Raw genomic sequence first — 22989 nt, forward strand, 5'->3', positions numbered from 1 at the left:
TTATCTTGGCCGACGCTCTCCCCGCCGCTCACCTCGTAGAGGTTGACTTCTCCGACCTTGCCGGCTGGGCCGACGACGACCACGCGGCCGCTTTCATCGCCTTTCGTCGTTCGGCCGTCCGGCTGGCCGAGAAATCCCCGACAACGAAGGCGCTCGGCCCGGATGGCATGGCCCTGGTCCGGAAAGGTCAAGCCGCGCTTGCGCTCGACGAGAGCGTTGATCGTACCGCCGCCCGTGCCTTCTTCGAGAGCCATTTCAGGCCGTTCCGCATCGAACCCGCCTCGGGGGAAGGCTTCGTCACAGGCTTCTTCGAGCCCGAAGTGGACGCGCGCCTTCAACCATCGCTCGCCTTTCCGATCCCTCTCCTCGAGCCGCCGCGTGGCCTTCGCGAGCTCTACTCCGAGGATGACCGGCACGACCTCGATCCATCCCTGACCTGGGCACTCGAAGATGGACGAGGAGGTCTCATTGCCTGTCCCGACAGACGGGCGATCATGGCCGGCGCCCTGGATGGACGAACGCGGGTGATTGCCTATGTGAAAAGCGCCGTCGAGGCCTTCTTCATTCATGTTCAGGGTGCGGCTCGGCTTCGACTGCCGGACGGCAAACTCCTGAGAGTCACATTTGCCGGAAAGAGTGGCCACGCCTATTTTCCGGTGGCGCGCCTGATGCTGGAGCGCGGTGTCGTGGCCAGGGCTTCCGAGGCTACCGCCGACGCGCTGCGCGAATGGCTTGAAGGTCTTGGCCCACAGGAACGACGGGCGGCCCTCGCCCGCAATCCTTCCTATATCTTCTTTCGTGAGGCACCGGTCGACGATCCCACGCTTGGTCCGATCGCCGCGGCCGGTGTGCCACTGACGGCAGGCCGTTCGCTGGCCGTCGACCGATCGCTGATCACCTTTCATGCGCCGGTGTTCGTCGAGACCCACCTTGCCGCCGGACCGTTCCGACACCTGATGATGGCGCAGGACACGGGGTCGGCGATCGTCGGGTCAGCCCGGGGCGACATTTTCTTCGGTTCGGGCGACGCCGCTTTTGCGCTGGCGGCCCGGGTGCGTGACACCGCCCGCTTCACCCTGCTAGTGCCGCGGGAGGTCTAGCCATGTCCCGCCGCAAAGGCCGATCGCTGGCTCCCGAGGAGGAGGAACTCTGGCGGGCGGTGAAGAAGACCGTGACGCCACTCCTTCCCGAAAAGGCGCCGCCGCAACCGCCGCCGGCTGCACTCACCGGACAACCCGAGCCACGACGGTCCTTGGTTCAAATGCCACCGACCGCCGCAGCCGCTCCACCGCCCAAACCAGCCTTGCCGAAGCTGCATCCATTCGGCAAGCGTGAGCGGCAGGCGGTCAACCGGGGTCGCACCGCCATCGACGGCCGCCTCGACCTGCACGGTTATCGGCAGGATGAAGCGCATGCTCGTCTTTCCGGCTTTCTGTCCTACGCGCAATCCATGGGCTGGAAAGTGGTGCTGGTGATCACCGGCAAGGGACGGCCCGGAGGCGACTTTCAGAGCTTGCACGATCACGAGCGTGGCGTGTTGAGACGTGTTGTGCCACTCTGGCTGAGTTTGCCGGAGTTTCGCCGTGTCGTGCTGGGCTACGAGGATGCCGGGCCGGTGCATGGCGGCGGTGGCGCTCTCTACGTGCGGATCCGCAAGAGGAAATAGCATGACCCCGTTCGGGGCGCGCCTGCGCGAGATTCGCGAGGCGCGCGGCATGACCTTGAAGTCGATGGCGGCGGCGATCGGCGTATCGCCGGCCTATCTGTCGGCGCTTGAGCATGGTCGGCGCGGCCGACCGACCTGGGACCTCCTGCAACGGATCATCGGCCATCTCAACATCATCTGGGACGAGGCCGAGGAGCTCGAACGGTTGGCCGACCTGTCGCATCCCCGCGTCGTCATCGACACCGAGGGGCTTTCGCCAAAGGCGACGGAGGTGGCCAACCGTCTTGCCGAGCGCATCGGAAGTCTAGACGAGAGCAGACTCGATCAACTGATCGAGCTGATCGGCAAGCGCTAACCCGTTGGATCAGCCGCCTGCGGCTCGAACCGGCAGCGTCAGGAGATAGGCCGGCAAGGTGACCACGGCGCCAGCCGTGGAGCCGATGAGATTGCCAAACGATCCGGTCAGGCCTCGGGCCGTCTCCGAGAAACTGTCTTGCCCCGTCGCCAGCCGGTCACCCCGTCTCAAGCGTTCGCCAAGCCGGCTCACGAAGTCGGGCAGAACGACGGCGAACTTGTTGTGAGCGAAGGAATCGTTCGCCTTGGTCGCCGATAGGTCGATGACGATGACGCCGAGATCGGCGATGGCTTCCTTGTCTTCGGTATAGGCACCAAGGCGCGGCTTTTCACCGGCGATCAGGCCGGACAGCCAGAGAGCATGGTCGTCGGAGGAGGAAAACAGCACAAAAGGATACTTCGGCCGACCGATTACTTCCATTTCCGACTTGAAGACATCGACGTCGATATCGGGCGCGGCCAGAACCACCGTACGGAGCTTGCCTCCGAAATCGCCGTCGCCAGCGATCTTGGCTTGGCGCAGGGCCTCGACGGTTGCCCAATTCCCCATCGAATGAGCGAAGACATAAATATCTTCGACGCCACTTTGGGCGGCAAGGCGCAACAACTCTTCCAGGCCGTCGCGGGCGATGGTGGCGCTGTCACGATCATAGACATATTCGAACACCGAACCACGTGATGCCCATGTGAACAGCACCGGCACGCCATCGAACCCGGTATCGTGAACGATCTGGGTGGCGCGGAAGACCGCCTCGTCGAAGTCGGTGTTGAAGCCGTGGACGATGACGGCGACCGAGCGGCGGCCCTTGGGCAAGGAGGCCAATCGAGCTGCGAGCCGAGTCTTGAATGCCGCCGCGCCGTCGACATAGGCGAGCGAACGCGCCACGAACTGCTTTTTCGGATCGCCGGGCAACGGCGATGGCCACTCGATATTGCCAGTCTTGTGGCTCGGCGGCACCGAGATCGAGAGATCGGCGAAATCAAGCCCACTCGCCCGCTCGCCGTTGAACATCGCGAGGCCCGTCGTCGCCCGTTCGCGCGTAGCGGCCACCAGCAGTTCATGCTCTATCGCTTCGGGCGCCGGCGCGACCGCCACTTCGAGAGCCCCGCCTTCGGGACGCGATCCCGCGCAGGCCGCGAGGAGAAGGATAGGCAGGAGGAGGGCGAAACGAAAGCGCATGGGCGACCCGCCGACAAATGGAATCCTGTTGTAGCCGAGCAGGAGCGAGTAGGCCAAGTCCGAACTCGTGCGCTGGACAAAAGGCTGCCGGAAATGCCATGACAACCGGGATTTTCCATCCTGTCGTTGCCGTTTTCTTCGGAACCACGACATGCCGGGGCCGTCATCCATGTCCGCCGTCAAGATCGCCGATGTCACGGAGGCCGAGGCCTTCCTCGCTGCCAATCCCGACGTTGTCCAGTTCGAGTGTTTCCTCACCGATTGTTCCGGCGTGCAGCGTGGCAAGATGCTCCGCCGATCCGAGCTTCTTGGCGCCTACCGCACTGGGCGGCCTCTGCCCTGCTCGGTCCTGTCTCTGGACATAAAGGGGGCGGATGTCGAGGAAACCGGGCTGCTTTGGGAGCAGGGCGACGCGGACCGCATGTGTCGTCCTGTCGCCGGCACGCTCGTCCGCTCACCCTGGCGGCAAACGCCGACCGCCCAGTTCATCCTCACATCTTTCGAAAATGACGGGGCGGGCTCCGCAAGCGACCCGCGCCACGCCCTTGCGCGGGTTGTCGACGAGGCGAGGAGCCTCGGTTTCCGGCCGGTCGCTGCGGTCGAGCTCGAGTTCTATCTTCTCGATGGCCGCGCGGCGGCCGAGGGCAGGGTGGCGCCGCCGACGGCGCCGAACGGATTCCGCCAGACCGACCTCCAAGCCTATCTCGTTCAGGATCTTTCCGATTTCTCGGCCTTTCTCGAAGCCGTCTATGCCGCAGCCGAGACGGCTGGCCTGCCGGCCCGTACCCTGATCTCGGAATACTCGCCCGGTCAGTTCGAAATCGTCTTGGAACATCGCGACGACGCGCTGCGTGCCGCCGACGAAGCCATCCTCTGGAAGCGGCTCGTCAAAGGCGTTGCCGAGCGCCACGGGTTCGTCGCCACGTTCATGGCCAAACCCTACGAAACGCTGGCCGGGTCCGGCGCCCATTTCCATGTCAGCCTTTGCGACGAAACCGGCAAGAACCTCTTCGCGGGCAGCGAGCCCGAAGGCAATGCGCTTCTCCGCCAGGCCATCGCCGGACTTGAGGCGACCATGGCCGAGAGCATGGCGGTCTTCGCCCCCAACGCCAACAGCTACCGGCGGTTCAAGCCCAACTCCTACGCCCCGCTGGGCCCGGCCTGGGCGATCGACAACCGGTCGGTGCCCATCCGGGTCACTGGAGGGCCGCCGGAAACGCGCCACCTCGAACAGCGCGTCGCTGGCGCCGATGCCAACCCCTATCTGGCGCTTGCCACGGTCATCGCCGGCATGATCGAAGGCATCGAGGCAAAGGGCGAGCCGTCAAAGCCGATTTCCGGCAACGGCTACTCGCAGGTGCCGTCATCGCTGCCTCGGTTCTGGCCGGAAGCCTTGCGGCGAGCTCGCGAGTCCGAGTTCCTGAAGCGGCGGCTTGGCGCACGGCTTGCCGACATCTATCTCACCATCAAGGAGGCGGAATGCGACCGCTTCTTTGCCGAGATCAGCGATCGCGACATCCACTGGTATCTGAGGTTGGCGTGAGAGGATGCGGGGCGCCGTGTCGGGCGATCCGGCAGGCGACTCACTTCTTGCCCTTGTCGTCCTTGATCTTCAGGAAGTTCGGCCCCTTGCCGAGAATCTTGTCATCGATCTCGCCAATGGCTGCCAGGTTCTTGCGATCGTAGTCCAGCCTCGACAGCAGATAGCGAATGGCGTTGAGGCGGGCTCGCTTCTTGTCGTTGGAGCGGACGACGATCCAGGGGCTGAGGTCCGAATGGCTGGCCTTCAGCATGCGGTCGCGAGCGACGGTGTACTGGTCCCACATGCTCAACGCCTTGAGATCGACCGGCGAAAGCTTCCAGATGCGCAGGGGATCGTGGCGGCGATCATGGAACCGCTTGAGCTGCATCTCGCGGCCGATATCAAGCCAGATCTTGATCACCACGATGCCGTCGTGGATCAGCATGCGCTCGAAATGCGGTACTTCCTCCAGGAACAGATTCGACTCCTCGGCCGTACAGAAGCCCATGACTGGCTCGACAACGGCGCGGTTGTACCAGGACCGGTCGAAGAACACGATTTCGCCCTTGGTGGGCAGCTCCTTGACGTAACGCTGGAAGTACCACTGGCCACGCTCGACATCGGATGGCTTGGTGAGCGCCACATGGCGGGCCGAGCGCGGATTCATGTATTCAAGGAAGGTACCGATGGTGCCGCCCTTGCCGGCAGCGTCGCGACCTTCCAGCAACACGACGATGCGCTGACCGGCATCGTTGGCCCACTTCTGCAGCTTGACCAGCTCGATCTGCAGGACTCTCAGCTCTTCAAGATAGGGCTTTTCCTTGAGGCTCTCCTTGTAGGGATAGCCACCGGAGCCAAGCGCCTCCATCTCGATCTCCTCAGGGAGGTAGGGATTGTCGAGATCGAAGGTAACCTTGCCGAGCGTGATCGGCGGCGCGTCGGGCGCTTGCGTCGCCAACACGGCGGCGCCTTCGCGGGCGGCGATCAGCTCGACGCTCGAAACGAAGCGACGGGCCATGTCGTTCTTCGATTTGTCTTTCTTTCCCATCGGCTTTCCCCCAGAATCCGCCCACCCGCAGTCGGCGCGGGCACGGCGAGCCGCGCTACAACCGTCATAAAAGACGTTTATCAATATGACAGACTCCGCGTTTCCGCTTAAGGACCAATAAACATCATGAGCCCCACACCGGACAGGCCGGAAAATAGCGACGCGGCGCGTGACGGACGGGGACGCTTTGCTGAATCGGTTGCCGAAGGACGTTTACCGGCCGTGCTTGCCGCGACGGTCGCATTCTGGCTGGTCATGCTGTTCGCGGCCGACCTTGCACCGGCCGTGGCGTTGTTGGGACTTGTATCCACTGCGACAGCCGTCGTTTGCGTTCTGCCAACAGGCGGAAAGACCGCCAAGTCGCATTCGACAGATCGATCACCGGTTCGTCGCTGGCCCGACACCGGCATGAAGCTGCTGCTCGACGGCATGGACGAGCCGGCGTTTCTCACCGATGCGGACGGTACGTTGCGCTATCAGAACGCCGCCGCGGCCGCCGAGTTCGGGCCCGCCCGCGTTGGCGATCCGCTCGCTTTCCGCTTGCGCGTGCCGGAGATCCTCGACGCCGTTCAGCGCGCCGGGCAGGGGGAGAACCTCTTGCCGGTTCGCTTCATCGAGCGGGGGGCGGGGGAACGGCACTTCGTCGTGCGTTGTTCGCCACTGCGCCTGCCGCGACCGGAACCAAGACGGCGACCGGATTTCGTTCTGTTGCGATTCCGGGACGAGAGCGATGCCGTTCGGCTGGATCGCATGCGCAGCGATTTCATTGCCAACGCCAGCCATGAACTCAGGACGCCTCTCGCCTCGCTCACGGGCTTCATCGAGACGCTGCTAGGGCCTGCCCGGCGGGACGAGGCCAATCGCGAGCGATTTCTCTCCATCATGCTGGAGCAGGCCCGGCGCATGGGCCGGCTGATCGACGATCTGATGTCGCTGTCTCGCCTTGAGATGAAGGCGCACCTCCGCCCGACCGGCACCGTCGATCTTGCCGAGGTATTGCCGGCGGTGGCGGACATGCTGGCGCCCGTGGCGGCCGCTCGGAAGGCCGGGATCGTCGTGGCAGGCAGCCCTGCCGATGCGCCCATCGCAGGCGACCGTGACGAACTGACGCAGGTTTTCGCCAACCTCGTCGAGAATGCCATCAAGTACGGCCACGAAAGTGGCAACGTCACTCTGACGCTCGCCGAAGAGCTGGGCGACGATGGCCGACCCGGTTTCCGGGCCAGCGTGTCCGACGATGGTCCGGGCATCGCGGCCGAGCATCTGCCGCGCCTTACCGAACGCTTCTATCGCGTCGATGCCGCACGAAGCCGCGAACAGCGCGGTACGGGCCTCGGCCTCGCCATTGTCAAACATATCATCAACCGCCATCAGGGACGCCTTGTTATCCGCTCGGAGGTTGGAGTCGGCACCACAGTCAACGTTTGGCTGCCCCGGCGGCCCGCCCTGTCCGGTTCCGAGATGACGAAAGAGGCCGAAGCGATCGCCACAGAAGGCCTCGCCAGATAGATTTCTCTTTTTATTTCATATAATTATATTGTCACAATATTGTAGCCTATTCGTCATAGAAGGGTAGTGCCAGGTCGCTAGGGTCCGCGACGTGACGGGGACGAGACAGCCAGCGGGCTTTCAGGGCTCCGACCGTCATGATCCTAAACCGTTAGGAGTACTCCCGTGAAATTCTCCACCGCCGCCAGCGCCTTCGTGCTTGGTCTTTGCGCCACCGGCACGTCTGCCTTCGCCGCCGAGCAGATCCACATCGCCGGCTCGTCCACCGTTCTGCCCTATGCGACCATCGTCGCCGAAGCCTTCGCCGAGGCCAACCCGAGCTTCAAGGCCCCGATCGTCGAGGGTGGCGGTTCGTCGGCCGGCCTCAAGGAGTTCTGCAAGGGCGTCGGCGACGACACCATCGACATCGCCGATGCGTCCCGCCCCATCAAGGACAGCGAGCTTGAAGCCTGTAAGGCTGCTGGCGTTACCGAAGTCCAGGAAATCCGCATCGGCTACGACGGCATCGTCTTCGCCTCCGACATCAAGGGCCCGGACTTCGCCTTCGAGCCGGCCGATTGGTTCAACGCGATCGGCGCTCAGGTGCTGAAGGACGGCCAGCTCGTCGACAACCCCAACGCCAAGTGGTCGGACGTCAAGGCCGGCTTCCCGGATTGGGACATCGCCGCCTATATCCCCGGCGAAAAGCACGGCACGCGCGAAGTGTTCGAGCTCAACGTTCTCCTCGCCGGCTGCAAGGCCACCAAGGCCTATGACGCCTTCATCGCCTCCGGTCTCGCCAAGGGCGATGCCGAGAAGGCCTGCGCCAAGGTGCGCAAGGACGGCAAGGCGGTCGACATCGACGGCGAGTACAATGAGACGCTTGCCCGCATCGACTCGAACAAGACCGGCATCGGCGTGTTCGGTCTCGCCTTCTACGAGAACAACAAGGACAAGCTGAAGGTCGCCACGATGAACGGCATCGCGCCGTCGGTGGAGACCATCGCCAAGGGCGAGTATCCGGTGTCCCGTCCGCTGTTCTTCTACGTAAAGAAAGCCCACCTCGGTGTCGTTCCGGGTCTCAAGGAATACGTCGAGTTCTTCCTTGCCGACCAGATGATCGGCCCGCGCTCGCCGGCTGTCGCCAAGGGCCTCGTCCCGGCGCCGAAGGAAGAGCGCCAGAAGGTTCTGGCCGACTTCCAGGCCGGCAAGACCCTCTGATCGATCGACACGATTTTCGGAAGGGCCTCTCCTCGGAGGCCCTTCCTTCTTGCGCCGCGCCGATCGGCGGGCGAAACATCGGGGAGGCCGTATGGGTCCGCTCTGGCTGCTCGCGCTGATCGCGGGTCTTTCCTTCTTCGGCTTTGTGCTTGGCCGCTGGAAGTCTGTCGTTCTCTCAGGCAAGGGGCGGGGAACGCTCGCCGCCCGACCCGGCTACTACGGCGCCTATGTGCTGATCTGGACGGCGATGCCGGCGCTTGTGATTCTCGTCGCGCTGTCGATCGCCAAGCCTTTTCTGATCGAACATACGGTACGCGCCAACCTGCCCGCCCAGGTTCTGGCCAACTCGGCGCAGCTCTCGCTCGAGGTTTCCGGCGTTGAGCAGGTAGCCGCCGGGCTCAAACTGGTGACTCCCGAGGAACTCGAGAACATCCGGATCGGCGTCGTATCGGCGCGTTCGGTGTTCGCCCAGCATGGCTTGCCTCTTGGCGGCGACGTCAAACCTTATCAGCTGATCGCGGCCGGCGCGCTCAACCTTGTTTCGGATGGTCTCGATACCGCTGTCGATGCGGCGGTCGTCGCCGCTCTCGCCTTCGGCCTGATCTTCGCCTTCGTTCGCGTGAAGCCGCGCCTCAGAGCCCGCAACCTCGTCGAGAACACCGTTTTGGTGTTGTTGATCGCCGCGTCATCGGTTGCCATCCTCACCACCATCGGCATCGTCCTCAGCCTGCTGTTCCAGGCTTTGCAGTTCTTCTCCATGGTGTCGCCGGCCAGCTTCTACTTCGGAACGGTCTGGGATCCGCGCTTTGCGGCCGCCGGCTCGACCGAAAGCGGCCAGTTCGGCTTCCTGCCTCTCTTCTGGGGTACGCTCTACATTTCGTTCTTCGCCATGGTCGTAGCCGTACCGGTCGGGCTGTTCTCGGCCATCTACATGGCCGAATACGCCACTTCGAAGGTCCGCTCGGTCGCCAAACCTCTCATCGAGATTCTGGCCGGCATCCCAACCATCGTCTATGGCTTCTTCGCCCTGACAACGGTGGGACCGCTCATTCGCGACTACATCGCCATGCCGCTCGGCCTCGGCACCTCGGGCAATAACGTGCTCACTGCCGGCCTGGTGATGGGCATCATGATCATCCCCTACGTTTCCTCGCTTTCCGACGACATCATCACCGCCGTTCCTCGCTCGATGCGCGACGGTTCGTTGGCCCTTGGCGCCACGCGCTCGGAGACGATGCGGCTGGTTACCTTGCCGGCGGCGCTACCCGGCGTGGTCGGTGCGATCCTGCTCGCCGTGTCACGCGCCATCGGTGAGACGATGATCGTCGTTCTGGCGGCTGGCGTCGCAGCACGCGCCTCGCTCAACCCCTTTGCGGAAATGACCACCATCACCGTGAAGATCGTCAATCAGCTGACCGGTGACCTCGAGTTCACCAGCCCGCAAACCCTGGTGGCCTTCGCGCTGGGCATCACGCTGTTCGTCATCACGCTCGGCCTCAACGTGCTGGCGCTGACCATCGTCCGCAAGTACCGGGAGCAATACGAATGACGGAAGCTGCTTCTTCTCCTCCGGCTTCCCGGATTGGCGGCACGGACGTCCGGAAGATCTCGAAGATCGACATTGGCCTGAAGCGTCGTTATGCCGCCGAGCGTCGCTTCCGCACCTACGGCCTTCTGGCCGTGACCATAGCGATTTGCTTCCTGGTCGCGTTGTTCGGCTCCATCGTTTCGCGGGGCTACACCGCCTTCCAGCAGACGCGGATCAGCATGATCGTGGATTTCGATCCGAGCATCATTGCGCCGAACGGCGACCGCTCGGCCGCCGCGGTCATGTCCGGCAACGCTTTTCGCTTCGACGATCTGATCGCGGCCTCGCTCCAGAAGACGCTGGAAATCGACCCTAACGACGAGGATGCCCTCTACGACGGTCTCGATCTCTTGTCCAAGGGCTCCGCGCCGATGCTGAGGAGCATGATCGCCGCCGATCCTTCGCTGATCGGCACCAAGAGAAGCGTCGACTTCTACGCCACAGGCGACGTCGACGCCTTCATCAAGGGGTCGATCAGGGCCGACATTCCCGAAAGCCAGCGCCTGATCAAGGACAAGCACATCGTTCTCATCGAGAAGCTGGAGAAGGAGGGTGCTCTTCGCCTCGCCTTCAACACAGGCCTGTTCACCAACGGCGCCTCGACGCGCCCGGAAATGGCCGGTGTCGGCGTGGCGCTGGTCGGCTCGCTCTACATGATGCTTGTCGTGCTGGTGCTATCTCTGCCGCTTGGCGTGGCGGGCTCGATCTATCTCGAGGAGTTTGCTCCGAAGAACCGCTGGACCGACCTGATCGAGGTGAACATCAACAACCTCGCGGCCGTACCCTCCATCGTCTACGGCCTGCTTGGTCTCGCAGTCTTCATCAACTTCGCCCACCTGCCGCGCTCGGCGAGCCTGGTCGGCGGTCTGGTGCTGACGCTCACGACCCTGCCGACCATCATCATCGCCACCCGCGCCGCGCTGAAAGCGGTGCCTCCGTCGATCCGCGAGGCCGGTCTCGGCGTCGGCGCCTCGAAGATGCAGACCGTGTTCCACCATGTGCTGCCGCTGGCGATGCCCGGTGTGCTGACGGGAACGATCATCGGGCTGGCGCATGCCCTTGGCGAAACCGCGCCGCTTCTCATGATCGGCATGAAAGCCTTCGTCGTCGAGTACCCAACGACACCTTTCGACCCGGCCACGGCACTGCCCACGCAGATCTACATGTGGGCGACAGAACCGGAGCGCGCCTTCACCGAACGGACCTCGGCGGCAATCATCGTGCTGCTCGCCTTCCTGCTCGCCATGAACAGCCTTGCCATCATTCTCCGCCGCGCCTTCGAGCGCCGCTGGTAACCCGTTCCCGGAGTTTCTCGCCATGTCCGCAGTCCAGGCCACGACGGCCTTCGACACCGTCCGCACTCCCGATCCGGCGAACCGCCCGATCAAGATCCACACGGCCAGCGTCAAGGTGACCTACGGCCAGAAGGAAGCCCTGCACGGCGTTTCCATCGATATCCCCGAGAGGGCCGTCACCGCCTTCATCGGCCCGTCGGGTTGCGGCAAGTCGACGTTCCTGCGCTGCATCAACCGCATGAACGACACCATCGCCGGCGCCCGCGTCGAAGGCACCATCAAGCTCGACGACCAGGACATCTACGATCCCGATCTCGACGTGGTGGAGCTGCGGGCCCGCGTCGGCATGGTGTTCCAGAAGCCCAATCCCTTCCCAAAGTCGATCTTCGACAATGTCGCCTACGGACCGCGCATCCATGGCCTCGCCCGCTCCAAGGCCGATCTTGAGGAAATCGTCGTCACGTCGCTTCAGAAGGCGTCGTTGTTCAACGAGGTCAAGGATCGTCTCAACGAGCCGGGCACCGGTCTTTCCGGCGGCCAACAGCAGCGACTTTGCATCGCTCGTGCGATCGCGGTTTCACCCGAAGTCATCCTGATGGACGAGCCCTGCTCGGCGCTCGACCCGATCGCCACCGCCAAGGTGGAAGAGCTGATCGACGAGCTTCGGGCCAACTTCACCATCGTCATCGTGACCCATTCCATGCAGCAAGCGGCGCGCGTGTCGCAGCGCACTGCCTTCTTCCATCTCGGACACCTGATCGAAGAAGGTCCCACGGACCACGTCTTCACCAATCCGCTCGAACAGCGGACGCAGGACTACATCACGGGCCGCTTCGGCTAATCGGAAACGGCAGGAGATTTCCATGGAACATACGGTTTCCGCCTACGACGACGACCTCAAGGCGATTGCTCGCATGGTCACCGAGATCGGCGGCCTCGCCGAGCGCGCCGTCGGCGACTCAGTGGCGGCCCTGACCCGTCTCGACCTTGCCCTCGCGCAGCGCGTCGTCGCCGGGGACAAGGAACTCGACCGGCTGCAGCACGAGATCGAGGAAAAGGCGATCCTGGTGATCGCTCGCCGCCAGCCAATGGCCAACGACCTCAGAGAAATCGTTGGCGCCATGCGCATCGCCAACGACATCGAGCGGATCGGCGATCTCGCGAAGAACATTGCCAAGCGCGTCGTCGCCATCAACGGCGTCTTCCCGAACAAGCAACTCATCACCGGCGTCGAGCATATGTGCGAAATCGCCTTGCAGCAGCTCAAGCGGGTGCTCGATGCCTTTGCCAGCCAGGATGACCAGGCGGCTGGCGCGGTGCGCCAGCGCGACGACGAGATCGACGCTCTCTACACTTCGCTGTTCCGCGAACTCCTCACCTATATGATGGAGGATCCGCGCAACCTCACCTTCTGCATCCATCTGCTGTTCTGCGCCAAGAATATCGAGCGGATCGGCGATCACGCTACGAACATCGCTGAATCGGTGCATTATGTCGTGACGGGCCGGTCCTATGAAGAAGAGCGGCCGAAGGCCGATGCTTCGATCACCAGCACTATCAGCGGTTCCTAACAAGCCCGGGAGTTAAGGACGACCATGGCCAAGGTGATGATCGTCGAGGACGAGGAGGCCGTGTCACTGATGCTTCGCTACAATCTCGAAGCCGAGGGCTTCGAGGTGGAACAGGCATTTCGCGGTGACGAAGCCGACATTCGCCTCAAGGAGATCACTCCCGACCTGCTGCTGCTCGACTGGATGCTGCCGGGTCTCTCGGGTATCGAGCTTTGCCGCCGCCTCCGGGCGCGACCGGAAACCGAACGGTTGCCGGTGATCATGCTGACGGCGCGTGGCGAGGAATCGGAACGCGTTCGCGGGCTCGCGACGGGGGCCGACGATTATGTGGTGAAACCATTCTCGGTTCCCGAGCTGATCGCCCGCGTCAAGGCGATGCTTCGACGCGCCAAGCCGGAAGCGGTGTCCAGCCTGCTGATGGCGGGCGACATCGAGCTCGATCGCGAGACACGGCGCGTCCGGCGCTCGGCGCGCGAGATTCATCTCGGGCCGACAGAGTTCCGGCTTCTGGAATTCCTGATGCAGTCGCCCGGTCGGGTGTTCTCGCGCGAACAACTGCTCAATGGCGTGTGGGGTCACGACGTCTATGTCGACGAGCGCACCGTCGACGTGCACGTCGGTCGACTCCGGAAATCGATCAATCGTGGTCGCGCCCGCGATCCGATCCGCACGGTTCGCGGTTCGGGCTACTCCTTCGACGAGAAGTTCGCCGCCAGTTAAGTCGTTCTTGTCGTTCCAGGCTGGACGATCCCGTCCGCTTTTCTCGTTTACGCTTCGCGGCCCGATGGTCTAGGTTCCCTTCCGTCATCCGAGAGGGAACCTGAAATGCTGGCGGGCAAGCGCATTCTGATCGTCATTGGTGGTGGCATCGCCGCCTACAAGGTGCTTGAGGTGATCCGTCGCCTCAAGGAGCGTGGCGCCGCCGTGCGAGTGATCCTGACCCGCTCGGGTAAGGAATTCGTAACACCGATGACCGTGGGCGCGCTCTCGGGCGAGAAGGTGTTCAGCGATCTGTTCGACCCGACCGAGGAGCAGGATATCGGCCATATCGTGCTTTCCCGCGACACGGATCTGATTCTGGTTGCGCCCGCCACTGCCAACCTCATCGCCCGCATGGCCAACGGCATCGCCGACGAGCTTGCCACGGCCAGCCTGCTTGCCGCCGCCGCGCCGATCATTGTCTGCCCCGCCATGAACCAGCGCATGTGGGCGCACCCGGCAACCCAGCGTAACGCAGCGCAGCTCGCCGCCGACGGCGTTCGGTTCATCGGTCCGGCCGAGGGACGAATGGCCGAGCGTAACGAGGCCGGCGTTGGTCGCCTGTCCGAGCCGATGGAGATCGTCGCCGGTGTCGAGGCTTTCTTCACCCAGGCGGAAAAGCCGAAGCCTCTGGCCGGTCGGCATGTGCTCGTCACCTCCGGCCCGACCATTGAGCCGATCGACCCCGTGCGTTTCATCACCAATCGCTCCTCGGGAAAACAGGGACATGCCGTCGCCGCCGCCGCTGCTCGCGCTGGCGCCCGCGTAACGCTCATCTCCGGTCCGGTTTCGATCCCCGATCCTCTGGGTGTCGACATCGTTCGGGTGGAAACGGCCCGTGAGATGCTTGCGGCCGTGTTGGCCGCCCTGCCGTCCGACGTCGCGGTGATGACCGCGGCCGTGTCTGATTGGCGGCCGGCGGAGGTCGCCCCGCAAAAGATCAAGAAATCGGCTGGCGACCCGGCACCGTTGTCATTCATTGAAAACCCCGACGTGCTGGCGACGCTCGGCCATGACGCTCAACGACCGAAGATTGTCGTTGGATTCGCTGCCGAAACGACCGATATCGAGGCCAACGCGGCCAGAAAGCTGGCGACCAAGGGAGCCGACTATATCGTCGCCAACGACGTGTCACCGGCTGGCGGTGTGTTCGGCAGCGATCTCAACAGCGTTCGCGTTCTCTCGGCGGCGGGCATCGATGTCTGGCCGACACTCTCAAAGGACGAGGTCGCCGAGAGGCTGATTGCGCTTGTCGCCGAGCGGCTTGGCTAATTATCGATTCGTTCCCGCAACAAACCAGCTTTCTTGAGGTTATTCATGATCGAGGTTGCTCTTCAGCGTTTGCCTCATGCCAAGGACTTGCCGCTTCCTGCTTACCAGAGCGAAGACGCGGCTGGTCTCGACCTTCTGGCAGCCGTCGAAGAACCGGTAACCTTGCCGCCGCTCGGGCGAGCACTGGTACCGACCGGACTCGCCATGGCTCTGCCCTCCGGTTACGAGGCGCAGGTTCGACCGCGCTCGGGGCTCTCGGCCAAGCATGGTGTTACGGTCCTCAACTCACCCGGCACAATCGACGCGGATTATCGCGGCGAGGTGAAGGTTATCTTGATCAATCTTTCCGACACGCCCTTCACCATCGATCGTGGGGAGCGCATCGCCCAGATGGTGATCGCACCGGTCAGCCGCGCCCGTCTCGTCGAAACGGACACACTTGACGCGACCGCTCGAGGCGCCGGCGGCTTCGGGTCGACAGGTCGTTCCTGACGAAGGGGCAGTTCATTCTCACTTGTGTCTAGATTGGGGAATCATTTTCCAATTCGGTCGTTCGATGCGACCTCGGTTGACTGGTGGCGTTCTGCCGCCACCGGTAGAATGGGCTTAATTTCAGAAGGCCCGTACAACGAGGATTTCCCCATGAGCGATCTTTCCCGCCGCGGTCGCGGCAAGATCTACGCCTCCATTACCGACACCATCGGCGACACCCCGCTTGTCCGTTTCGACAAGCTGGCCAAGGAGAACGGCGTCAAGGCAACCATTCTCGGCAAGCTGGAGTTCTTCAACCCAATCGCTTCGGTCAAGGATCGCATCGGCGTCGCGATGATCGAAGCGCTGGAAGCGCAGGGCAAGATCAAGCCTGGCGAGTCCACGTTGATTGAGCCGACCTCTGGCAACACGGGCATCGCCCTTGCATTCGTCGCAGCGGCCAAGGGCTATCGACTGATACTGGTCATGCCGGAGTCGATGTCCCTCGAGCGTCGCAAGATGCTGAAATTGCTCGGTGCCGAGCTTGAGCTGACCGAAGCGGCCAAGGGTATGAAAGGCGCCATCGCCAAGGCCAACGAGTTGGCCTCCGCCATACCCGGCGCCATTATCCCGCAGCAGTTTGAAAATCCGGCCAACCCGGAGGTGCATCGCGTCAGCACGGCCGAGGAAATCTGGAACGACACCGAAGGCAAAGTCGACATTTTCGTTGCCGGCATTGGCACCGGCGGCACGATTACCGGCGTCGGTCGCGTGCTGAAGGAGCGCAAGCCTGAAGTGAAGGTGGTTGCCGTCGAGCCGAACGAGAGCCCGGTGCTCTCGGGTGGAAATCCCGGACCCCACAAGATCCAGGGCATCGGCGCCGGTTTCGTTCCGTCGGTTCTCGACACCAAGGTCTATGACGAAATCCTGCCGGTTCCTTCGGAAGAGGCGCTCTCCACCGCTCGCCAAGCAGCGAAGCTCGAAGGCGTGCCGGTTGGCATTTCTTCCGGAGCGGCGTTGACGGCGGCGATCAAGCTCGGTCAGCGGCCTGAAAATGCCGGCAAGACCATCGTTGTGATCGTGCCGTCCTTTGCCGAGCGCTACTTGTCGACCGCCTTGTTCGAAGGGCTTGCCTGATCCGCATACTCTTGCGCAAGCAGGGACGACGTTTTTTCGGCGGTCGGTGCCTTGAGGGTGCCGGCCGCCTTCTTCTTGGCAATGTCGACGAAGAAGGCGAGGATGATATCGCCTACGCCGACATCCGATACCAACGCCGCCGCATCGACCGGATTGAAGAACCGCACCTCTCGCTGGTCCTTTTCCTGCCAATGGTCGAGCTGTCGTTCGACGGCCAGGGGAAAGACGTCGACCAGCACCTTCTCCTGACGTTTGGGAAACTGCTTCACATAAGTGAAGCGTCCAATGGATTTCGGCGCCGCGCTGCCAATCAGGCCGGCTTCCTCCATCGCCTCGGTTTCCGCGCTCTCGTGAGGTTTCAGGCCTTTGATCGGCCAGCCCTTGGGCAATATCCAGCGGCCGCTGTCTCGGGTGGTGATCATCACCACCTCATACCCTTCGACCGTCAGACGATAGGGCAGGGCGGCGACCTGTCGGAACTTTTCGGGCGTCGCCTTTGCCACAACCAACCCTTTCGAAGACTTGATCACCTGGCGCCTCCCGATCATTCAAGCAGATGGAACAAGCGCCGGGGCGCTCTATGACATAATTCGCCGGCTAAAGACAGCCCGACCAGATAGACCCGGAATATTGCGGACTTATCCGCTTCTATCAGGCCGTTTCCGCTTGCTCGTCGTGATCCAGATACGTGTTCCAGAGCGCCTTTTCTCCGATGGCAGCGATGAAGGCAGCGTGCGCCTCCACTTCGGCGGCAGAGAGGCGTGAAGGCAATGGTGAAGGACGCGGACGCAGGGCGACACGACCGCCAACCTCGCCGCTCTCGGACGACTGCACCGATACCGTCAGATCAAGGCCGGCTTGCCGGCCGCCGGTCAGCTCAAGATAAACTTCAGCCAGGAGTTCGGCGTCGAGCAAGGCCCCATGCTTGATACGCTTGGAACGATCGATGCCATAACGGTTGCAGAGCGCATCAAGGCTTGCCGGCGCACCGGGATGCTTCCGACGCGCCATCATCAGGGTATCGACGACCCGTTCGTTGCCAAAAGTCGACCGCCCCGATGCCTTCAGCTCGAAGTTGATGAAGCCCATGTCGAAGCTGGCGTTGTGGGCGACCAGATGAGCTTCGCCGACAAAGTCGACAAAGGCGTCGGCGACCTCCTCAAAGCGCGGCTTGTCGGCCAGAAACTCGTCGGACAGGCCGTGGACGTCGAAGGCTTCCTGGGGCACGGGACGCCCCGGATTGATGTAGACATGGAAGTTGCGGCCGGTCGGGAAGCGGTTGACCACCTCGACGCAGCCGATTTCGACAAGGCGGTCGCCTGTCTTGGGATCAAGGCCAGTTGTTTCGGTATCGAAGACGATTTCACGCATGGCCGAATCCTGCCTGCCGGCGAGAAGGATTTCAAGGAAATCCGGCCAGCTTGTCCCCCACCAATTCCCTAGAGAAGCAGTTGACGGAGAATGGCCTCGACCGCTGCCTTGGCCGCGGCGATACCCTTTCCGGAGGGGACTATGAAATCGGCTCGTTCTCTTTTCTCGGCATCCGGCATTTGCCGCGCGAGAACCGCCTCGAACTTTTCCGGCGTCATGCCGGAACGAACGAGCACCCGGGCGCGCTGCACCTCGGCCGGAGCGGATACCACGACTATCTTGTCGAAGTCGCTCTGGCGGCCGGTTTCAAAGAGAAGAGGAATGTCGAGCACCACCGCCGGCGCACCGGCGCGGCGATATCGTTCGACAAAATCGTCCTCGGACCGACGCACGGCTGGATGAACGATGGCCTCCAGTTTGCGAAAGGCGGCTCCATCGCCGGAAAGTCGCTCGGAAAGTCGCCCGCGGTCCACCCGACCTTCCACGGTTGTACCCGGAAAGGCCGCCTCTATGTCGGCGGCAAGCGGGCCTTCGTAGAGCGCGTGCACCGTCGCGTCGGCATCGAACACCGGCAGACCCGCTTGCCGGAACAGATCGGCGGTGGTGGTCTTGCCCATGCCGATCGAACCGGTGAGGCCAATGACGATCAAAGGTCGGCCTCGATCAAGGCTCGGAGTTCCGCCGTCACCGAGGGCCGGCGGCCGAACCAGTGTTCGAAACCAGGAACCGCTTGGTGAAGCAGCATGCCGAGGCCATCGACGGTACGGAGGCCACGCGCTGCCGCCATGCCAAGGAAAGGCGTCACGAGCGGCACGTAAACGATGTCCGTCACCACGGCATCTTCCGGGATGACGGACATGTCGAGATCGATGGCACCATCGCCTTTCATGCCAAGCGAGGTGGTATTGACGACAAATCCAGCCGTTGCCGCATATCGATTCGCTTCCGAAAGGACATCGGCGTGCGCCCGTCCGGGATAGCGAGCCGCCAAGACCTCAGCTCTCGACAGGGTGCGGTTGACGATGCGTACGCTGAAACCACGATCGATCAGGACATCCACGACAGCGGCGGCTGCACCGCCGGCGCCAAGGACGAGCGCTTCGCCCGGGGTCCTGTCCCAGCCCGGCGCGCGCTCGTCGAGATTGGCTGCGAATCCGGTTCCATCGGTATTGTCGGCGTGGAGCACGCTATCCTCGATCCACAACGTGTTGGCCGCGCCCACCCGCTCGACAATCGGTGTGCGATGGTAGGCGGCACGGGCGGCGACTTCCTTGTAGGGAATGGTGACGTTGCCGCCAATCAGGCCGCTATCGGCAAAACGAGCGAAGAAATCACCCGCTCGATCCGGTTCGATGGCGACGCGGCCATAGTCGCCCTTGATGTCGAACTGCTTCAGCCAATAGCCGTGGATCAACGGCGATCGCGACTGGCTCACCGGCCAGCCCATGACGGCGGCACGGATCATTGTTCGATCATCCTTTCCTCACGCAAGAACTCGAGCAATGGCAGGAGAGGGAGACCAAGAATGGTGAAATGATTGCCTTCGATGGCCTCGAACAACTGAACGCCATAGCCCTCGAGCTGATAGGAACCGACCGAACCCAACGCCGTCTCGCCGACCACAGCGAGATAATGACTGATGAAGCGGGTGCTCAGGGGCCGCATGGTCAGCTTCGCATTGTCGATTGCCCGATGGAGAACTTCGCCATTCCGGGCGAGCGACAAGGCGGAATGAAGCTCGTGGGTGCGTCCCGATAGGCGAACCAGCTGCCGGCTGGCTTCCTCCCGGTCTCTGGGTTTATGAAATCTCTCATCGCCCAGCGACAGGGTCTGATCCGCGCCGATGACAAGATCGCCGGGCCTGCGAAGCGACACTTCGACCGATTTGACGTCGGCAAGCGCTTGCGCCACATCGGCAGCGGAAAGGCCGACGAGATCCTCTTCGATGAGGCGTTCGTCGATATCGGCCGGAATCCGCTTGAAGATCAGGCCGGCGCCGGTCATGAGGGCGGAGCGAGCGGCGCTCGCCGAGGCAAGGACAAGGCTCATATTTCAACCGGCGTCCGAAAAGGGGTCTAGCGCCTTACCATACCGATGCTGGTCCCAAAGGGCGAGGATGGCGGCAGCGGTTTCCTCGATCGATCGACGCGTGACGTCGATCATCGGCCAGCCATGCTCGGTACACAGACGCTTTGAGTAGAGGATTTCCTGAGCGATCGATGCCTTGTCGACATAAGTCGAGTTCTGGTTTTGATCGGCAAGGGCCAGCAGTCGGTTCTGCCGGACATGCATGATGCGCTCGGCTGTGGCTATGAGGCAAACCACAAGCGGCCGCCGTGCCGCGACGACCTTATTGGCGATGGGTATGCCTGGCACCAAAGGCACGTTGGCGGTGCGTATGCCACGGTTTGCGAGATAGATTGACGTCGGTGTTTTCGACGTGCGGCTGATGCCGATCAGGATGACATCGGTTTCCTCGATGTCATCGGGCAATGCGCCGTCATCGTGGGCCAGAGTGAAGTTCAGGGCATCGATACGCTTGAAATAATCGGCATCCATGGCGTGCTGGGCGCCGGCCTTGCCGATCGCCTGCACATTGAAGAAAGAACGGAACACGTCGAACACAGGGCGCAGCACATCGATGCAGGGAATGGCCGCTGCCTGACATGCTTCCTCAAGGCGAACAGCGAGATCCTGCTGCACCAGCGTATAAAGAACGATGCCCGGAGCCGCCTCGATGTCGGCAATGACTCTTTCTATGTGTCGTACCGATCGGACCAACGGATAGATGTGTTCGATCGCCACCATCGATTCATATTGGGCGGTAGCCGCCCGACCGACGGCAAGCAGCGTCTCGCCCGTGGAATCGGAGACGAGATGGATATGGAAATAGGTTTGGCCCCGCTTCATGGCCTGCGTACTCCGAAAGACGGAGGCGCAGCATCTCAGATGCCAGGATGCTTGGCGAGTTCTTTTTTGTCTTCTTCGATCAATGGCTTGAACGCCTTCGGTCAGCTTCTATCCACAGTGCGACACCCGCTTCGTGGATGAGCGTGAACAAAAAGGCTCCCCACGGCAGCTTCCATCGACCCCTGTGGGTAAGTCGCCAAACCATCAACAGGCAGGCGAAAAACACCTCTCTCCGGCCGCCCCTGTGGGTGCTGTGCAAAAGCGAAGCCGGTGCTTAATGGTTCATTAACTTTTAGACGGTCATCCCCATTAACCATTCGTTAGGACTTGCGGCATTCCGCCATTCGTTAATGTTTTCCACAAAAGCCACAGGCAACCATCTTATGCGCTGGCGATGGGATGCGGCGATGCTCTCTCGTTGGTTCGGATTGTGGAGAGACGACAATCCCTGCTATCCCTCGCCAATAAAAAAAGAAAGTCTCTTCAAATAGGATTCTTAACTTGGAAACGGCCGACCGTGGGATGAATGGCAAGACGACTGGCAACCGTCGTCTCCTGAGAGTTCTCGATGGCGAGCGGCTGTGGCCGCCTCCGGTCTGGATGATGCGGCAAGCCGGCCGCTATCTCCCTGAGTATCGGGCGACACGTGCCAAAGCGGGTTCCTTCCTCGATCTTTGCTATGCGCCCAAACTTGCTACCGAGGTGACGCTCCAACCCATTCGGCGTTTTGGCTTCGATGCAGCCATCCTGTTTTCAGACATCCTCGTGCTGCCGCATGCGCTTGGTCAGAAAGTCTGGTTCGTCGAAGGGGAAGGGCCAAGGCTTGAGCCTGTCGACCTGTCGCGCCTAGTCCTTGAGCCGGATCGCCTGCTCCCAAGGCTCGAGCCGGTCATCGAGACGGTATCACGCATCCGCGCCGAGCTCTCCGAGGAGACGGCTCTGCTCGGCTTTTGCGGAGCTCCCTGGACGCTCATCACGTACATGATTGCGGGACGTGGCACACCGGACCAGATGCCGGCGCGGCGGGCAGTGCTCGCGGACCCGGCGGGTATCGATCGTCTGGTCGATATTCTGGTAGGTGCTTCCATCGATTATCTGACGGCGCAGCTTCGTGCCGGCGCCGATGCAGTCCAGATTTTCGATACCTGGGCGGGGGCGCTCGACGATACGGGATTTAGGCGCCTGGTGATCGAGCCGACGAAGCGGATTGTCGCTGGTGTGCGAGAGCGAGTCCCTGGAGCGCGGATGATCGGCTTTCCGAAGGGAGCGGGTGGTCATCTTCCTGCCTACGTTCGGGAGACGGGGGTCGACGCTGTCGGTATCGACTGGCAGGCTTCGCTCGATTTCGTGCGGGATGCCGTGCAGCCGCTAACGGCTGTACAGGGGAATCTCGATCCGTTGCATCTGGTCGTTGGTGGGGAAGCGCTCGACGCCTCGGTGGACAAGATCCTCGATCGCTTGGGTGATGGCCGGCTGATCTTCAATCTCGGCCATGGCATCACGCCGGATGGCTCGATCGACAACGTTTCACGCATGGTGGCGCGCGTTCGTACTGCGGGGAGAAGGTGATGGGTCTGGCCTACGATTGGATCAAGATCGGTCACCTGTTCTCGGTGATCGCGTGGATGGCCGGCATCTTCTATTTGCCGCGGCTCTTCGTCTATCACGCCGATGCAGTGATCGGATCTGTGCAATCGGAAACCTTCAAGGTGATGGAGCGTCGACTCTTCCGCGGTATCATGCGGCCGGCGATGTATGGCACCTGGGGCTTTGGGCTTTGGCTCGGTCTGAAAGGGGGATGGTTTTCAGGCGTCAGTTGGCTCTGGCTTAAAGGTCTCCTGGTTCTCGCCTTGACCGTGTACCACTATCAGCTCGATGCTTGGCGCAAGGCGTTCGAGCTCGACGCCAATCGGCACAACTCGCGTTTTTTCCGGATGATGAACGAGCTGCCGACTGTCCTTCTCCTGGGCATTCTGGTGCTGGTGGTGCTGAAGCCGCTCTAGCTCTGAACAGTCCCATAGACCGGCTGCCGTCTTGCCGCGCCGGACGGAACAGGGTATAGCGAACTCGTCCCTCACTTCGCGGGCAGGCGTCTTCCGGACGAGGAGGTTCGGAAAGGTTCTCCCGCGGCGGTTC

24 protein-coding genes are annotated in these 22989 nt (G+C 62.4%); 16 read left to right on the plus strand and 8 right to left on the minus strand.

The features are described 5' to 3' along the window. Window positions 1–5: 5 nt before the first annotated feature. Genes M4J40_RS18815 through M4J40_RS18825 form a run of 3 tightly spaced genes read left to right on the plus strand, consistent with a single transcriptional unit; the run spans window position 6 to window position 2021 of the window. Window positions 6–1100, plus strand: coding sequence for a murein transglycosylase A (locus tag M4J40_RS18815; RefSeq protein WP_251755948.1), 1095 nt, complete (start codon window positions 6–8; stop codon window positions 1098–1100). Between the two features lie 2 nt (window positions 1101–1102). Then, window positions 1103–1666 carry a Smr/MutS family protein gene (locus tag M4J40_RS18820; RefSeq protein WP_251755949.1) on the plus strand — a complete coding sequence of 188 codons (564 nt, stop codon included), beginning with the start codon at window positions 1103–1105 and terminating at the stop codon, window positions 1664–1666. Window position 1667: 1 nt separating this feature from the next. Continuing rightward, window positions 1668–2021, plus strand: a complete 354-nt coding sequence (locus M4J40_RS18825) for a helix-turn-helix domain-containing protein (protein WP_251755950.1) — start codon at window positions 1668–1670, stop codon at window positions 2019–2021. A 9-nt stretch (window positions 2022–2030) separates the two neighbouring features. Here M4J40_RS18825 and M4J40_RS18830 read toward each other — a convergent pair whose 3' ends face one another. Continuing rightward, on the minus strand, window positions 2031–3257 hold the full coding sequence (locus tag M4J40_RS18830) for an alpha/beta hydrolase (RefSeq protein ID WP_251755951.1): 1227 nt from the start codon (window positions 3255–3257) through the stop codon (window positions 2031–2033). Window positions 3258–3369: 112 nt separating this feature from the next. Here M4J40_RS18830 and M4J40_RS18835 point away from each other — a divergent pair, with 112 nt between their 5' ends. Beyond that, window positions 3370–4743, plus strand: coding sequence for a glutamine synthetase family protein (locus tag M4J40_RS18835; RefSeq protein ID WP_251755952.1), 1374 nt, complete (start codon window positions 3370–3372; stop codon window positions 4741–4743). Between the two features lie 40 nt (window positions 4744–4783). Here M4J40_RS18835 and ppk2 read toward each other — a convergent pair whose 3' ends face one another. Next, window positions 4784–5770 (minus strand): polyphosphate kinase 2, encoded by a 987-nt coding sequence (gene ppk2, locus M4J40_RS18840; RefSeq protein ID WP_251755953.1) that lies wholly within the window; start codon window positions 5768–5770, stop codon window positions 4784–4786. Between the two features lie 126 nt (window positions 5771–5896). Between ppk2 and M4J40_RS18845 the strand changes: the two genes are divergently transcribed. The 10 genes from M4J40_RS18845 to cysK all read left to right on the plus strand — a co-directional run bounded on the left by M4J40_RS18845 (window position 5897) and on the right by cysK (window position 16572). After that, the gene (locus tag M4J40_RS18845) at window positions 5897–7279 is read left to right on the plus strand and encodes an ATP-binding protein (RefSeq protein ID WP_251755954.1); all 1383 of its coding nucleotides are present in this window, start codon (window positions 5897–5899) and stop codon (window positions 7277–7279) included. Between the two features lie 165 nt (window positions 7280–7444). Next, a complete protein-coding gene (locus M4J40_RS18850; RefSeq protein WP_251755955.1) occupies window positions 7445–8479 on the plus strand; it encodes a substrate-binding domain-containing protein in 1035 nt (344 codons plus the stop codon). A 91-nt stretch (window positions 8480–8570) separates the two neighbouring features. Next, window positions 8571–10028 (plus strand): phosphate ABC transporter permease subunit PstC, encoded by a 1458-nt coding sequence (gene pstC / locus M4J40_RS18855; RefSeq protein ID WP_251755956.1) that lies wholly within the window; start codon window positions 8571–8573, stop codon window positions 10026–10028. After that, window positions 10025–11362 (plus strand): phosphate ABC transporter permease PstA, encoded by a 1338-nt coding sequence (gene pstA, locus M4J40_RS18860; RefSeq protein WP_251755957.1) that lies wholly within the window; start codon window positions 10025–10027, stop codon window positions 11360–11362. Before pstC ends, pstA begins: the two co-directional genes overlap by 4 nt. Window positions 11363–11384: 22 nt before the next feature. Continuing rightward, complete coding sequence (gene pstB, locus M4J40_RS18865; protein ID WP_251755958.1) at window positions 11385–12203, plus strand: phosphate ABC transporter ATP-binding protein PstB; 819 nt, start codon at window positions 11385–11387, stop codon at window positions 12201–12203. 16 nt (window positions 12204–12219) lie between these two features. Further along, window positions 12220–12933 carry a phosphate signaling complex protein PhoU gene (phoU, locus tag M4J40_RS18870; protein ID WP_251729558.1) on the plus strand — a complete coding sequence of 238 codons (714 nt, stop codon included), beginning with the start codon at window positions 12220–12222 and terminating at the stop codon, window positions 12931–12933. Between the two features lie 24 nt (window positions 12934–12957). After that, window positions 12958–13653 carry a phosphate regulon transcriptional regulator PhoB gene (gene phoB / locus M4J40_RS18875; protein ID WP_251729433.1) on the plus strand — a complete coding sequence of 232 codons (696 nt, stop codon included), beginning with the start codon at window positions 12958–12960 and terminating at the stop codon, window positions 13651–13653. 105 nt (window positions 13654–13758) lie between these two features. Next, window positions 13759–14964 carry a bifunctional phosphopantothenoylcysteine decarboxylase/phosphopantothenate--cysteine ligase CoaBC gene (coaBC, locus tag M4J40_RS18880; protein ID WP_251755959.1) on the plus strand — a complete coding sequence of 402 codons (1206 nt, stop codon included), beginning with the start codon at window positions 13759–13761 and terminating at the stop codon, window positions 14962–14964. 45 nt (window positions 14965–15009) lie between these two features. Continuing rightward, window positions 15010–15456: a dUTP diphosphatase gene (gene dut, locus M4J40_RS18885; protein WP_251755960.1), complete on the plus strand. Its 447-nt coding sequence runs from the start codon at window positions 15010–15012 to the stop codon at window positions 15454–15456. 150 nt (window positions 15457–15606) lie between these two features. Continuing rightward, complete coding sequence (cysK, locus tag M4J40_RS18890; RefSeq protein WP_251755961.1) at window positions 15607–16572, plus strand: cysteine synthase A; 966 nt, start codon at window positions 15607–15609, stop codon at window positions 16570–16572. Here cysK and M4J40_RS18895 read toward each other — a convergent pair. The 6 genes from M4J40_RS18895 to M4J40_RS18920 form a co-directional block, all read right to left on the minus strand. Next, window positions 16536–17102 (minus strand): NUDIX hydrolase, encoded by a 567-nt coding sequence (locus M4J40_RS18895; protein ID WP_251755962.1) that lies wholly within the window; start codon window positions 17100–17102, stop codon window positions 16536–16538. The two genes, cysK and M4J40_RS18895, sit on opposite strands and share 37 nt — an antisense overlap. 121 nt (window positions 17103–17223) lie before the next feature. Continuing rightward, window positions 17224–17943: a DNA polymerase III subunit epsilon gene (gene dnaQ, locus M4J40_RS18900; protein WP_251755963.1), complete on the minus strand. Its 720-nt coding sequence runs from the start codon at window positions 17941–17943 to the stop codon at window positions 17224–17226. 68 nt (window positions 17944–18011) lie between these two features. Next, window positions 18012–18593 (minus strand): dephospho-CoA kinase, encoded by a 582-nt coding sequence (coaE, locus tag M4J40_RS18905; protein ID WP_251755964.1) that lies wholly within the window; start codon window positions 18591–18593, stop codon window positions 18012–18014. After that, window positions 18590–19408 carry a shikimate dehydrogenase gene (locus tag M4J40_RS18910; protein WP_251755965.1) on the minus strand — a complete coding sequence of 273 codons (819 nt, stop codon included), beginning with the start codon at window positions 19406–19408 and terminating at the stop codon, window positions 18590–18592. The genes coaE and M4J40_RS18910 overlap by 4 nt, the downstream gene beginning before the upstream one ends. Further along, window positions 19405–19992: a Maf family protein gene (locus M4J40_RS18915; protein ID WP_251755966.1), complete on the minus strand. Its 588-nt coding sequence runs from the start codon at window positions 19990–19992 to the stop codon at window positions 19405–19407. The genes M4J40_RS18910 and M4J40_RS18915 overlap by 4 nt, the downstream gene beginning before the upstream one ends. 3 nt (window positions 19993–19995) lie before the next feature. After that, window positions 19996–20853: a pyruvate, water dikinase regulatory protein gene (locus M4J40_RS18920; RefSeq protein ID WP_251755967.1), complete on the minus strand. Its 858-nt coding sequence runs from the start codon at window positions 20851–20853 to the stop codon at window positions 19996–19998. Window positions 20854–21375: 522 nt separating this feature from the next. Between M4J40_RS18920 and hemE the strand changes: the two genes are divergently transcribed. Next, a complete protein-coding gene (gene hemE / locus M4J40_RS18925; protein WP_251756073.1) occupies window positions 21376–22422 on the plus strand; it encodes a uroporphyrinogen decarboxylase in 1047 nt (348 codons plus the stop codon). Beyond that, window positions 22422–22856: a protoporphyrinogen oxidase HemJ gene (hemJ, locus tag M4J40_RS18930; RefSeq protein WP_251755968.1), complete on the plus strand. Its 435-nt coding sequence runs from the start codon at window positions 22422–22424 to the stop codon at window positions 22854–22856. The genes hemE and hemJ overlap by 1 nt, the downstream gene beginning before the upstream one ends. The last annotated feature ends 133 nt before the right edge of the window (window positions 22857–22989 follow it).

This window comes from Pleomorphomonas sp. JP5 (assembly GCF_023721815.1).
GTDB lineage: Bacteria > Pseudomonadota > Alphaproteobacteria > Rhizobiales > Pleomorphomonadaceae > Pleomorphomonas.